Genomic DNA, 13363 nt, shown 5'->3' with positions numbered 1-13363 from the left:
CCTTATCGGCGCTTTGGTGAAGGGGTGGGGCGAAGTCTCCCACGGTCTGTACTGGCTAGAGTCAGATGCTGGCTTTTAGTCCCACCACCCCTACAAGTCTAAACATACAAGCGGGCTTGCTCGCGAAAGCGATTAAGCAGTCGCCGCGGCCCCCTCAGGCTCGACTACGCTACCCAACCCATCCTTCATCCGCTTGGCATCGCGCACAAAACACCGCGAAGCCAACACCAGGAACACCATGGTGAAGAACAGCGCTACCGGGATCAGGTACATCGCGTCATGCAGGCCCACCGCCTTGAACGCCTCGGTCATCTGCCCGGCACCCGCCGCGAGCATCGCCGTGTGGGCAAAGTGATCGGACAAGGCGCCGACCACCACGGGCCCCAACCCACCGCCCAACAGGTACAGCCCGGCAAAGAACAAGGCCATGGCGGTGGCCCGCAGGCGCGGCTCGACCACGTCCTGGATCGCCGTGTAAACGCAGGTATAGAAGTTATAGGCAAACAACCAGCCCAGGCTGAAGACGGCCACGAACACGCCGATCTCGATCCGCCCCGAATGCAGCGCCCACGCCGTGCACAGGGTTGAAATGATCAGGCTGAACGCGGCGAACAGCAGACGACCGTTGGCAACCCGCTGATGGATCTTGTCCGCCACCCAGCCGCCCAATGTCAGGCCGAACAACCCGGTGACGCCGACGATCACCCCCGTCGCCACTGCGGCCTCCTGCAACGGCATCAGGAAATAACGTTGCAGCATCGGCACCATGAACGAGTTACAGGCATAGGTGGCGAAGTTGAAACAGAGTCCCGCCATCACCAGCCACAGGAAGGTCGGCACTGCCAGCACCCGGCGGATCGGCCGGTCGATCTTCTCCTGGGACACCTGCACGCTTTCGGCCGCGCCACGTTTCGGTTCCTTGATGAAAAACATGAAGATCGCCAGGATCAGCCCCGGTACCGCGGCAATGAAGAACGGGGCACGCCAGCTGTCGAAGGCCTTGACCATCGCGCCGATAGTGAAGAACGCCAGTAGCAGACCCAACGGCAGCCCGAGCATGAATATGCCCATGGCCCGCGCCCGGCGATGCGCCGGAAACAGGTCGCCGATCAACGAATTGGCGGCTGGCGCGTAACTGGCTTCGCCGATGCCGACGCCCATGCGCACGATCAGGAAACTCCAGAAGCTGCCGACCATGCCGTTGACTGCGGTCAGGCCGCTCCATGCCGCCAGGCCCCAGCCCATCAACTTGCTGCGCGAGCCGGTATCGGCCATTCGCCCCAGCGGCAGGCCGGCGATCGCGTAGACGATGGTGAATGCCGTACCGATGATCCCCAGTTGAAAGTCGCTGAGGTGCCACTCCATGCGGATCGGTTCGATGATGATGGCGGGGATGGTGCGGTCGAAGAAGTTGAACAGGTTGGCCAGGAACAGCAGGAACAGAATGCGCCAGGCATTCGCCGCTTGGGTCGAGTTCTGCATGGGTCCGTCTCTTTTTTATTGTTATGGGGGCTTGCCTGCCACCCGGAACCTGCAATCTAGTCAGGCTGGCCGGCACTGTCTGTAATTATTCGTAAAGCTGATACCCGCCCATGGGCACCGACGCGGCCCATGCGACATTTTATTTCCAAACGCACTAAAGCCCATTCCAAAATCATTGGGAGACAATGTGCCACTATTCCTTGCGTTCGATGCACGGCTTCTATACTCCAACACATTCGCCAGCGTTGATTGCCGGCAGGGAGACAACCACGGGGCACGCTATGGAGTGGCTTGGTCTGCATTTCACCACAGAGCTGGCAGACAGCGGACAGGTCATACTCCATTGCGCACATGACCCTTTCCTGGTGCTGCTGGCTTTTCTGGTCGCCTGCGCTGGCAGTTTTGCCACACTGGATATGGCCGAACGGGTTGCCCAGGCGCAAAAACCAGCGTCCCAACGCCTTTGGCGCTGGATCGGCGCCGGATGCCTGGCCGGCGGAATCTGGGCCATGCATTTCATTGGCATGCTGGCGTTCCAGGTGCCGATCGACGTGCAATACCATTTGCCCATCACCCTTGTGTCCCTGTTGATCGCCCTGTGTGCGTCGTGGCTGGCGATGCACACCCTCAGCCTGCCCGCCCTGAATTTCCGCCAATGCTGCAAGGCGTCGATCATCATCGGCCTGGGCATCGCCACCATGCATTACGTGGGCATGGCCGCCATGCGTACGCAAGCGACGGCTTATTACCATCCTGGGCTGTTCATCCTTTCGATCATGATCGCCATCGGCGCCAGTCTGGCGGCGTTGCTGCTGGCCAGCTATCTGCGCACGGGTGAGGGATTGTTCAATCAGTTGCTCAAATGCGGCGGCAGCCTGGTGCTGGGAGCAGGCATCTTCACCCTGCATTTCACCGGCATGGCCGCCTTCTCCCTGGTCCTGCCAAACGGCAGCCTGCTGACCCAGCCGGGTGAAAACAACCATCTGCAACTGGGCCTGACGGTCGCCGTCATGACCCTGCTGATCATCGGCAGTTGCATCAGCGCGGCGCTGGCGGACAAGAAGCTGCAGCACAAGGACCGCGACCTGCTGCGGGTCAACTCGCTGCTCAGCCAACTGGACCAGGCGCGCATGTCCCTGCAACAGGTGGCGCACTACGACGCCCTGACCAACCTGGTCAACCGTCGCGGGTTCAACCAGCTGTTCGCCGAGAAGCTCCTGGAGCGCACCCAGGCAGGCGGCATGCTCGCCGTCCTGTTCCTCGACATCGATCATTTCAAGCGCATCAACGACAGTCTCGGCCACGATGCCGGCGATGAACTGCTCAAGGTGCTCGCCCGGCACATCAAGAGCTCGGTGCGCACCCATGAAGATGTGGTGGCACGCTTTGGTGGCGACGAATTCTGCATCCTCATCGACCTGCATGACCGTGATGAAGCGCGCCAGATGGCCCAGCGCATCATGCAGAAACTCAAGGAACCCATCGAGCTGTCCGGGCGGCGCATGGTCATGACCACCAGCATCGGCATCAGCGTGTTCCCCGAGGACGGCAAGACCTGCGAAGAACTGCTGAAAAACGCCGACCTGGCGCTGTATCAATCCAAGGACAGTGGCCGCAATGGGCTGAATTTCTTCAGTGCCAACCTCAAGGCGCGCGCCATGCTGGAACTGCAACTGGAAGAAGAACTGCGCCACGCCCTGCGCGAAGACACCGGCCTGATGCTCTATTACCAACCGATCTATGACCTGAAAACCGGCCAGGTCAGCAAACTCGAAGCCTTGATCCGCTGGCAGCACCCGGTCCATGGATTTCTTGCGCCGGACCGCTTCATTGGCATCGCAGAGGCCAATGGCCTGATCACCGAACTGGACAACTGGGTGCTGCGCAAGGCCTGCGAGGACCTGGGCGAGCTGTCGCACCAGGGTTGCGCGAACCTGAAGATCGCCATCAATTGCTCGCCCCTGACCCTGGCGCGCGAAGAATTGAGCGACGAAATCTCACTCGCGTTGCGCAACGCCGGGGTCGAGCCCCACCGACTGGAACTGGAGGTCACCGAGAATGCGCTGATGGGCAGCATCGCCGATACGCTGGTGTCTCTGCGCCAGGTACGCGCCCTCGGCGTGTCGCTGTCGATCGATGACTTCGGCACCGGTTACTCATCCCTGGCTTACCTCAAGCGCTTGCCGCTGAACACGCTGAAGATCGACCGATCATTCATCCAGGACATTCCAATCGCCACCCAGGACATGGAGATCGTCCAGGCCATTATCGTCATGGCCCACACCCTGCATCTGGAGGTGGTCACCGAAGGCGTCGAAACCTTCGAGCAGTACCAGTTTCTCGAGCGCCACGGCTGCGACTTCGTCCAGGGTTACCTGCTCAGTCGCCCAGTACCGCTGGCGGAACTGCGGCCCGTGCTGAACGAAATCAACCAGCGCAAGCAATCGTACAGCGTCACGCCCCTGAGTCTTGTGCACGGTACATCTGCACTAATGTAGAGGGGTCTTTCTCGAGGAAACCCTGGGCCCCATGCAGGCGCATCAATTGCGCGGCCAGGCCGCTGATCGGCGTCGCCGAACCTTGTTCGCGGGAAAACTTCACCGCTGAATCCAGATCCTTGAGCAAGGTCCGCACGTGCCATTTGACCGGTTCGAAACGGCTCTGGGCCATTTGCGGTGCAAGGAACTGCAAGGGCCTCGAATCGGCAAACCCACCGGCCAGTGCCACGGCGATCAGGCTGGCATCGACCCCGGAGCGCTCCGCCAGGGCCACCACTTCGGCGATGACCAGCGCATTGCAGGCAACGATCATCTGGTTGCAGGCCTTGGTCACCTGCCCTGCTCCCACCGCGCCCATGTGCGTCACCCGCTGGCCGAGCCTCTGCAAAACCGGTTTGACCCGCTCAAGGTCTGCCGCGCTGCCGCCGACCATGATCGCCAGGCTGCCGGCTTCGGCCCCCACCACCCCACCGGACACCGGCGCATCCAGCCAACCCATGCCGGTCTTGCCGAGTTCTGTCGCCATTTCCCGGGTCGCCGTGGGCTCCAGACTGGAAAAATCCACCAGCAGCTGACCCTTTTTCGCCCCCTCGGCAATGCCCGACTCGCCGAAAACCACCTCGCGGACCACTGAGGTATCCGCCAGGCACAACATCACCACCTCGGCGTGCTGGCACAACTCGGCAGGTGTGGCGACCTGGCGTGCCCCGGCCTCGACCAGCTCTGCGCACTTGGCCGGATTGCGGTTCCACACCGTCAGCGGGTAACCCGCGGCGAGCAAACGCTGGCACATCGGCAAGCCCATCAGGCCGATTCCGGCAAAACCCAGGGACGGTAGCGTTGACATCATTTTGCCTCCTTTTGATTAAAGAACAGCGAATACTGGCCGATTTATCAAGACTCAGGAAAGGATTCCGCCGGGCGACGCGCCAATTGGCTGCGCCGCCCGGGACAATTCGCGCTGATAAAAGACGCGAGTTCTCATTCCGTGATGGTCGACGACAACAGGTTGCCCGACCCACCAGCCCAGGTACATGGCGAACGATGACTTCTAAAAACAATCCAGCCCCTGCGCTTTCCGACCTGACGCTGAGCCCGGCGGCGAACAGCCCCGCACCGTCGAAGCCATTGACGCCGTCGCGCCCGCTGGCGACCCAGCAATACCTGTACTTCACCGAAACCAACACCGATCGCATCCTCGACAACCTCGACGGCCTGCGCGACATGGTGTTCCCGCGCCCAGCGCACCTGGAAGGTGACAACGAACAGCACAACGATCAGGAATTCCCTTCGGTGTGCCTGATTGGCCTGGGCCGCTGCGGTTCGAACATCGCGCTGGATGTCGCGGAACTGGTCTACAACGCCCGCAAGTTCTACCTCAACGAATTCAACAACGAAGATCGCCTGTCGCCAGACAAGCGCTATGCGGAAAAAGGCTATAGCCCGGCACAGTGGATTCGCAACAATTTGCGCCTGGGGTCGAACAAGGCGACCAAACCGGTGTTCCTGGTCGAGCCGCTGGTGATGCTGGGCGACCTGGACAAGGACATCGCCGGGCGTATCCGCTTCTCGCGCAAAGGCGAAAAGAGCGGTTTCCTGCGCGACTACAGCAAAATGAAAATCATGGACCTGTCGGAAGTCCATGCCGGTGGTGCCGGTAACGCGCCGATTCTCGGCCAGTACCTGGCCAAGATCATCCTGAACAAGGACACCCAGCGTTTCTCCAGCCCCGACTGGAAGATGATCCACTCGTACCTGATCGACAGCTGTGGCATCAAGGCCAACCAGTCGCGCCTGTATTTCTCGATCTTCAGTGCCGGTGGCGGTACCGGTTCGGGCATGGCTTCGGAATTCGGCCTGGCCCAGCAACACTCGTACATGAACAAGACGTTCGACACCCGGCCGATGGACGAGCACGACAGCAAAAGCGGTCATTCCTTCGTCTTCGAACCGATCTTCACCAGCGGCATCTGCGTACTGCCAAACATATCCGATCACCGCAGTGAAATGTCCGAGGCGCTGCACATCAACGCCGGCCGCCTGCTGTGCAAATACCTGTCGGAAGAATGGGACTTCTCCTACAACTTCGCCAACGAAGACAGCAGTGAAGCCAGCGTCATGGGCCGTATCCGCCCATGGAACGCGATGATGCTGATCTCCAACGACATCATGCGTTATGCCGAAGAAAGCGATGACGGCAACATCCAGAACATCGACGTCAACGCGATGGAAAAGCATGCCAACCAGTACATCTCGCAGCAGATCTTCAACATTCTGACGGCTCAGGCGGTCACCACCGACTACGACCAGAACTATTTTCGCCGTGCCGGCATTGACATCGGCGAAACCATTCGCCTGGACGCCAACGACCTGTTCATGAGTCTCGCCGGCCCGGTGGCCATTGCCTATGCCGAATCCGTGGTGCCGGAAACCCCGCCGCCGAGCAGCGACAAGTTCAAGGTCTTCGACAAAGAACCGCAGCGCCTGAACATCGACGACCTGTTCTTCCGCTCCATCGACCTGCCGCACTTCAACAAGGTCACCCAGGCCATCGAAGGCATCAGCCTGCTGCCCATCGAGTCCAAGCGCTATCGCGCGGCGCTGGAGCAGTACAAGAATTCGGGGTATGACGCGGCCGCCCTGCACGATCTGCACTTCTTCAAGAACTGCTCATCGGTGGTGTCGATCGTTTCCCTGCCCAAGGACTACAAGCTGTCCTACATGGACCTGAACCGCTTGAAGACCCACCTCAACAGCCTGTTCCCCAACACCACGCTCAAGCGCTATGCGTTGGTGATCGGCGCCTCGGCCAACCTGTCGTTGACCACCCTGATCGCCAAGAGCCCGTGCCTGTCGGACGATTTCCTGACCTTGATCGTGGCGTTCATCAAGCGCTGCTTTGCCCGTACGCCGTACCGCTTCGATGACACCCTGGACAACTCGGTCCTGGACTTCATCATCAACGAACATTTCGATGAAGACCTGATCGACGACCTGCTCAACGAGTTCGAGAACCCGGCGAAAATCCTCGATACCAACTGGTACGCGATCAAGCCGATGTACGAGAAGAAGTATCGCGAGCTGATCAACGACAAGGACAAGTTCGTCTCGATCAACGACATCCGGCTGTCACGCGATTGCGTGAAGAAGGCGATCAAGTACCTGCGTGAGATCTATCGTCACCGGATTGGCAAGACCAAGGTGATTTCGTTGAATAACCACACAGGCAAGAGTTACTGATCAAGGCGTGATACCGAGTCGCTCCGATCGCTGGCAAGCCAGCTCCTACAGATTCGGTGTCGTTCACGTAATAGGTGTTCGACATCAATTCCTGCAGGAGCTGGCTTGCCAGCGAAAACGATCTCGAATTCAACGGCCTTTCAACATCCAGAAACAATTGGTCAGCCGTTCAGCTGTCCTACCAACTGTTCCCGTTACGTTTACGTCACCGTGAAGCGTGGCCTTTCTCTACGGCAACCTGCCATCACGCTACTCGGCTACACACTTTCCTTGGCTCAGCGATGGCACCACCATGGTGCACGCACTCAGGCCTGCGCTCTTTCCTGGATCAGGATCCACGGCGAAACCACCACAGCCCACAGCTGCGGATCCCGTTCGAAAAGATCCAGCGCCCGCGTTTCAGACAGCTTGGCGACCTTGTCCTCGGCCAGCCAGGCAGCCACTTTCTCGCCTTCATCAGTGGCTACAGCTTCGGCTGCGGCGATCAAATCGAGGCTCGGGTCGACCCACAATAGGGCACCCTTGGCGAAGAACGGCTCCAGTTCCTTCCAGGAAATAGATGCGGTTTCTCCGAGCAGTTTGGCATAGAGGGTGCTAGGTTCTTCAGTCATGGGTCCGGTCCGGAAAAGAAATCGACGCAATGATAACGTCGGTGGTCAGGCAGAAAAACCCAGATGCAATTTGAGTGACCGAATGAAAAGCGCAGGAAAGCCAAGGAATGCACGGAATCTGGCTATAAGCCCGTCAAAACCCCGCCGCAATTCTGACTTTTTCTTTCAAAAAAGCGACACCCCCAAGTTTTGCCCCCTGGCGCCAGCTTCCCAGGCTGACAATCGGCGCTCTACACTGTACCGGTACAGTTGCCGGGGGGCTTTTCCGGGGGATGTCGTAGATATCTGACCCGGTTCTGCTGCCAACGGCGCCAGGACTATAAAAATTACAACAGTAAGAGTGGAGCACTATGACTAAGGCTACTAAGCAGATTTCCAAACTGTTTGCCGCTATGGTTCTGGCCGGGGTTGCCAGCCATTCGTTCGCAGCTGACACCATCAAGATCGGCATCGCCGGCCCCAAGACCGGTCCTGTAGCCCAATACGGCGACATGCAGTTCAGCGGCGCCAAAATGGCCATTGAACAGATCAACGCCAAAGGCGGCGTAGACGGCAAGAAGCTCGAAGCCGTCGAATACGATGACGCCTGTGATCCAAAACAAGCGGTAGCGGTCGCGAACAAAGTCGTCAACGACGGCGTCAAGTTCGTGGTCGGTCACCTGTGCTCCAGCTCCACTCAACCGGCTTCGGACATCTACGAAGACGAAGGCGTGATCATGATCACCCCGGCTGCCACCAGCCCGGACATCACCGCTCGTGGTTACAAAATGGTGTTCCGCACCATCGGCCTGGACAGCGCCCAAGGCCCTGCCGCCGGTAACTACATCGCCGATTTCGTCAAACCGAAAATCGTTGCCGTCCTGCACGACAAACAGCAATACGGTGAAGGCATCGCCACCGCCGTTAAACAGACCCTCGAGAAGAAAGGCACCAAGGTTGCCGTGTTCGAAGGCGTCAACGCCGGCGACAAGGACTTCTCCTCGATCATCGCCAAGCTCAAGCAAGCCAACGTCGACTTCGTCTACTACGGCGGCTACCACCCGGAGCTGGGCCTGATCCTGCGTCAAGCCCAGGAAAAAGGCCTGAAAGCCAAGTTCATGGGTCCGGAAGGCGTGGGTAACGACTCCATCTCGCAGATCGCCAAGGACGCTTCCGAAGGCCTGCTGGTGACCCTGCCGAAATCCTTCGACCAGGATCCGGCCAACGTTGCCCTGGCTGATGCGTTCAAGGCCAAGAAAGAAGACCCGAGCGGTCCGTTCGTGTTCCCGGCCTACTCGGCTGTGACCGTGATCGCCGACGGCATCAAGGCCGCCAAGTCCGAAGACGCGACCAAAGTGGCTGAAGCCATTCACGCGGGTACGTTCAAGACTCCAACTGGCGACCTGGCCTTCGACGAGAAAGGCGACCTGAAAGACTTCAAATTCGTGGTCTACGAGTGGCACTTCGGCAAACCAAAAACTGAAGCCAAGCCTCAGTAAGGTCTTGCCTGACTGACTGCCAATAAAGCCCACGGCGTGCCGTGGGCTTTGTTTTACGAACGTACCTGGGCCGCGCTGGCGTGATCCGCCAGTCTCCCCACCTGAAAATCTCAAAACCGTCATCAGCGGTTCGCTGGCAAACCCCGGATTCGAAGTGGATGCAGATCCACGGGGCCCGGGCGGGAAAATGACTCCACCAGTGAAATGCGTATCAGGTTTTTAGGAGCGCTGTAATGCCTGACATCTATCACTTCTTCCAACAGCTGGTTAATGGCCTGACCATTGGCAGCACGTATGCCCTGATCGCCATCGGCTATACGATGGTTTACGGCATCATTGGAATGATCAACTTCGCCCACGGCGAGGTGTACATGATCGGCTCCTACGTGGCGTTCATCGCCATCGCCGGGCTGGCCATGCTGGGACTCGACAGTGTTCCGCTGTTGATGACCGCCGCTTTCCTGGCGACCATCGTCGTCACCAGTGCCTACGGCTACAGCATCGAACGGATAGCCTACCGCCCGTTGCGCGGCAGCAACCGTCTGATCCCGCTGATTTCCGCCATCGGCATGTCGATCTTCCTGCAGAACACGGTTCTGCTGGCGCAAGACTCCAAGGACAAATCCATCCCCAACCTGATTCCGGGCAACTTCACCTTCGGGCCAGGTGGTGCACATGAAGTGCTGATTTCCTACATGCAAATCGTGGTGTTCGTGGTGACCCTGGTCGCCATGCTCGGCCTGACGCTGTTCATCTCCCGCTCTCGCCTGGGTCGCGCCTGCCGTGCCTGCGCCGAAGACATCAAGATGGCCAACCTGCTGGGTATCAACACCAACAACATCATCGCCCTGACCTTCGTCATCGGTGCTGCGCTGGCGGCCATCGCGGCCGTGCTGCTGAGCATGCAATACGGCGTGATCAACCCCAACGCCGGTTTCCTGGTCGGCCTCAAGGCCTTCACCGCGGCGGTACTGGGCGGTATCGGCAGCATTCCGGGCGCCATGCTCGGCGGGCTGGTACTGGGTGTGGCGGAAGCCTTCGGTGCCGATGTCTTCGGCGACCAGTACAAGGACGTCGTGGCTTTCGGTCTCTTGGTTTTGGTGTTGTTGTTCCGGCCAACCGGCCTGCTGGGCCGTCCGGAGGTTGAGAAGGTATGACTAGGAATCTTAAACAGGCACTGTTCAGTGCCTTGCTGGTATGGGCCGTGGCCTACCCGGTACTCGGCCTGAAGCTGACCATCGTCGGCATCAACCTCGAAGTTCATGGCACCAGCGACGCCACCCTGATCACCATCGCCGTGTGTTCGGTGCTGATGTTCCTGCGCGTGCTGTTCGACCAGCAGATCAGCTCGGCCTGGCGCTCCTCGCCAAGCATGCCGCTGATCCCGGCCAAGGCCAGTAACTTCCTGACCCTGCCGACCACCCAGCGCTGGATCATCATTGCCTTGATCGCCGGCGCCCTGGTCTGGCCGTTCTTCGGTTCTCGCGGCGCGGTGGATATCGCGACGCTGGTGCTGATCTACGTGATGCTGGGCCTGGGCCTGAACATCGTGGTCGGCCTGGCGGGCCTGCTCGACCTCGGTTACGTCGGCTTCTACGCCGTCGGCGCCTACAGTTATGCGCTGCTGTCGCACTACTACGGCCTGAGCTTCTGGATCTGCCTGCCGATTGCCGGCCTGATGGCCGCCACCTTCGGCTTCCTGCTCGGCTTCCCGGTACTGCGTCTGCGCGGTGACTACCTGGCGATCGTGACCCTGGGCTTCGGTGAAATCATCCGTCTGTTCCTGCGTAACCTGACCGGCCTCACGGGCGGTCCGAACGGCATCAGCAACATCGAGAAACCGACGTTCTTCGGCCTGACCTTCGAACGTAAAGCCGCGGAAGGCATGCAAACCTTCCACGAGTATTTCGGCCTGGCATACAACTCGATCAACAAGGTGATCTTCCTCTACCTGGTTGCGCTGTTGCTGGCCCTGGGTGCGCTGTTCGTCATCAACCGCTTGCTGCGCATGCCGCTTGGCCGCGCGTGGGAAGCATTGCGTGAAGACGAAATCGCCTGCCGTGCACTGGGTCTGAACCCGACCATCATCAAACTCTCGGCGTTCACCCTGGGTGCCAGCTTCGCCGGTTTCGCCGGTAGCTTCTTCGCTGCCCGCCAAGGCCTGGTGACACCGGAGTCGTTCACCTTCATCGAGTCGGCGATCATCCTCGCCATCGTGGTGCTGGGTGGCATGGGCTCGCAGCTGGGTGTGATCCTGGCGGCGGTGGTGATGATCCTGCTGCCGGAAATGATGCGTGAGTTCAGTGAGTACCGCATGTTGATGTTCGGTGCCTTGATGGTACTGATGATGATCTGGCGCCCTCAGGGTCTGCTGCCCATGCAACGTCCTCACATGGAGCTGCGCAAATGAGCCGCGAGATCCTTAAAGTAGAAAACCTGAGCATGCGCTTCGGCGGCTTGCTGGCGGTCAACGGCGTTGCCTTGAGCGTGAAAGAGAAACAAGTGGTTGCCTTGATCGGCCCCAACGGCGCCGGCAAGACCACCGTGTTCAACTGCCTGACCGGCTTCTACAAGCCGAGCGGCGGCAGCATCCTGCTCGATGGCGAGCCGATCGAGGGCCTGCCGGGCCACAAGATCGCCCTCAAGGGCGTGGTGCGTACCTTCCAGAACGTGCGGTTGTTCAAGGACATGACCGCGGTCGAGAACCTCTTGATCGCCCAGCATCGCCACCTGAACACCAACTTCCTGTCCGGCCTGTTCAAGACCCCGGGGTTCCGCAAGAGCGAACGCGAGGCCATGGAGTTCGCCGAGTACTGGCTGGAAAAGGTCAACCTCAAGGAGTTCGCCAACCGTCCGGCCGGTACCCTGGCCTACGGTCAGCAACGGCGCCTGGAAATCGCCCGCTGCATGATGACCCGTCCGAGGATCCTCATGCTCGACGAACCGGCCGCCGGCCTGAACCCGAAGGAAACCGAAGACCTGAAGGCGCTGATAGGCATGTTGCGTGAGGAGCACAACGTCACTGTGCTGCTGATCGAACACGACATGAAACTGGTCATGAGCATTTCCGACCACATCGTCGTGATCAACCAGGGCACCCCCCTGGCCAACGGTACGCCGGAACAGATCCGCGACAATCCTGAAGTGATCAAAGCCTACCTGGGGGAAGCGTAAATGCTGCAGTTCGAAAACGTTTCCACCTTCTACGGCAAGATCCAGGCCCTGCACAGCGTCAACGTCGAAGTCCGCCAGGGCGAGATCGTGACCCTGATTGGCGCCAACGGTGCCGGCAAGTCCACACTCCTGATGACCCTGTGCGGTTCGCCTCGGGCCCACAGCGGCAGCATCCGCTACATGGGTGAGGAACTGGTCGGCCAGGATTCTTCGCAGATCATGCGCAAGAGCATTGCCGTGGTGCCGGAAGGTCGTCGGGTGTTTTCCCGCCTGACCGTGGAAGAAAACCTCTCCATGGGTGGTTTCTTCACCGCCAAGGGCGACTATCAGGAACAGATGGACAAGGTCCTCGGACTTTTCCCACGCCTGAAAGAGCGCTTCAGCCAGCGTGGCGGCACCATGTCCGGCGGCGAACAGCAAATGCTCGCCATCGGCCGCGCGCTGATGAGCAAGCCCAAGCTGCTGCTGCTCGACGAGCCTTCACTAGGCCTGGCCCCGATCATCATCCAGCAGATCTTCGACATCATCGAACAGCTGCGCAAGGACGGTGTGACGGTGTTCCTGGTCGAGCAGAACGCCAACCAGGCCCTGAAAATCGCTGACCGCGCCTACGTTCTGGAGAACGGCCGGGTAGTGATGACAGGCACCGGTGAAGCGCTGCTGACCGATCCGAAAGTGCGTGATGCGTACCTCGGCGGCTAAGCCTTCGGGATAACCAGAAAACGGCCCTCGCGGGCCGTTTTTTTATGCCCGCCACAATCCCGCCAACAACACAGAACCCTGTAGGAGCTGGCTTGCCAGCGATAGCGGTGTATCAGTCAACATCGTCGTTGAATGTTATGCCCTTTCGCTGGCAAGCCAGCTCCTACAGGGTCCGTGT

At 59.6% G+C, this 13363-nt stretch carries 10 protein-coding genes; 7 read left to right on the top strand and 3 right to left on the bottom strand.

The window, feature by feature from the left end; translation table 11 throughout:
* Window positions 1-132: 132 nt before the first annotated feature.
* Window positions 133-1482 (bottom strand): spinster family MFS transporter, encoded by a 1350-nt coding sequence (locus tag SOP85_RS26510; protein WP_274073429.1) that lies wholly within the window; start codon window positions 1480-1482, stop codon window positions 133-135.
* Window positions 1483-1847: 365 nt separating this feature from the next.
* Between SOP85_RS26510 and SOP85_RS26505 the strand changes: the two genes are divergently transcribed.
* The gene (locus SOP85_RS26505) at window positions 1848-3980 is read left to right on the top strand and encodes a putative bifunctional diguanylate cyclase/phosphodiesterase (RefSeq protein WP_274073428.1); all 2133 of its coding nucleotides are present in this window, start codon (window positions 1848-1850) and stop codon (window positions 3978-3980) included.
* Here the strand turns inward: SOP85_RS26505 and SOP85_RS26500 are convergent.
* Window positions 3937-4830, bottom strand: coding sequence for an NAD(P)-dependent oxidoreductase (locus SOP85_RS26500; RefSeq protein ID WP_323628749.1), 894 nt, complete (start codon window positions 4828-4830; stop codon window positions 3937-3939). The genes SOP85_RS26505 and SOP85_RS26500 overlap by 44 nt on opposite strands.
* A 194-nt stretch (window positions 4831-5024) precedes the next feature.
* Between SOP85_RS26500 and SOP85_RS26495 the strand changes: the two genes are divergently transcribed.
* Complete coding sequence (locus tag SOP85_RS26495) at window positions 5025-7220, top strand: hypothetical protein (protein ID WP_274073426.1); 2196 nt, start codon at window positions 5025-5027, stop codon at window positions 7218-7220.
* Window positions 7221-7525: 305 nt separating this feature from the next.
* On the opposite strand, the gene SOP85_RS26490 is transcribed toward SOP85_RS26495, so the two are convergent.
* Window positions 7526-7831: a DUF2288 domain-containing protein gene (locus SOP85_RS26490; protein WP_274073425.1), complete on the bottom strand. Its 306-nt coding sequence runs from the start codon at window positions 7829-7831 to the stop codon at window positions 7526-7528.
* Between the two features lie 350 nt (window positions 7832-8181).
* Between SOP85_RS26490 and SOP85_RS26485 the strand changes: the two genes are divergently transcribed.
* From SOP85_RS26485 to SOP85_RS26465, 5 genes are all read left to right on the top strand, one after another.
* Entirely contained in the window at window positions 8182-9309 is a 1128-nt protein-coding gene (locus SOP85_RS26485; protein ID WP_274073424.1) for a branched-chain amino acid ABC transporter substrate-binding protein, read from the top strand.
* A 233-nt stretch (window positions 9310-9542) separates the two neighbouring features.
* Window positions 9543-10466, top strand: a complete 924-nt coding sequence (gene livH / locus SOP85_RS26480) for a high-affinity branched-chain amino acid ABC transporter permease LivH (RefSeq protein WP_274073423.1) — start codon at window positions 9543-9545, stop codon at window positions 10464-10466.
* Window positions 10463-11719 carry a high-affinity branched-chain amino acid ABC transporter permease LivM gene (locus SOP85_RS26475; protein ID WP_274073422.1) on the top strand — a complete coding sequence of 419 codons (1257 nt, stop codon included), beginning with the start codon at window positions 10463-10465 and terminating at the stop codon, window positions 11717-11719. Before livH ends, SOP85_RS26475 begins: the two co-directional genes overlap by 4 nt.
* Window positions 11716-12483, top strand: a complete 768-nt coding sequence (gene livG / locus SOP85_RS26470; protein WP_274073421.1) for a high-affinity branched-chain amino acid ABC transporter ATP-binding protein LivG — start codon at window positions 11716-11718, stop codon at window positions 12481-12483. Before SOP85_RS26475 ends, livG begins: the two co-directional genes overlap by 4 nt.
* On the top strand, window positions 12484-13185 hold the full coding sequence (locus SOP85_RS26465; protein ID WP_020798122.1) for an ABC transporter ATP-binding protein: 702 nt from the start codon (window positions 12484-12486) through the stop codon (window positions 13183-13185).
* Window positions 13186-13363: the final 178 nt, after the last annotated feature.

The organism is Pseudomonas sp. YuFO20 (assembly GCF_035064975.1).
Taxonomy (GTDB): domain Bacteria; phylum Pseudomonadota; class Gammaproteobacteria; order Pseudomonadales; family Pseudomonadaceae; genus Aquipseudomonas; species Aquipseudomonas putida_AE.
The sequence above is the reverse complement of the archived record's forward strand: the minus strand, read 5'-3'. Positions and strand labels throughout refer to the sequence as shown.

Excerpts from the sequence above, each read along its gene's own strand:
- SOP85_RS26500 (WP_323628749.1), bottom strand. The coding sequence starts at position 4,830 with ATGATGTCAACGCTACCGTCCCTGGGTTTTGCCGGAATCGGCCTGATG.
- SOP85_RS26465 (WP_020798122.1), top strand. The coding sequence starts at position 12,484 with ATGCTGCAGTTCGAAAACGTTTCCACCTTCTACGGCAAGATCCAGGCC.
- SOP85_RS26510 (WP_274073429.1), bottom strand. The coding sequence starts at position 1,482 with ATGCAGAACTCGACCCAAGCGGCGAATGCCTGGCGCATTCTGTTCCTG.
- livG (WP_274073421.1), top strand. The coding sequence starts at position 11,716 with ATGAGCCGCGAGATCCTTAAAGTAGAAAACCTGAGCATGCGCTTCGGC.
- livH (WP_274073423.1), top strand. The coding sequence starts at position 9,543 with ATGCCTGACATCTATCACTTCTTCCAACAGCTGGTTAATGGCCTGACC.
- SOP85_RS26475 (WP_274073422.1), top strand. The coding sequence starts at position 10,463 with ATGACTAGGAATCTTAAACAGGCACTGTTCAGTGCCTTGCTGGTATGG.
- SOP85_RS26490 (WP_274073425.1), bottom strand. The coding sequence starts at position 7,831 with ATGACTGAAGAACCTAGCACCCTCTATGCCAAACTGCTCGGAGAAACC.
- SOP85_RS26495 (WP_274073426.1), top strand. The coding sequence starts at position 5,025 with ATGACTTCTAAAAACAATCCAGCCCCTGCGCTTTCCGACCTGACGCTG.
- SOP85_RS26485 (WP_274073424.1), top strand. The coding sequence starts at position 8,182 with ATGACTAAGGCTACTAAGCAGATTTCCAAACTGTTTGCCGCTATGGTT.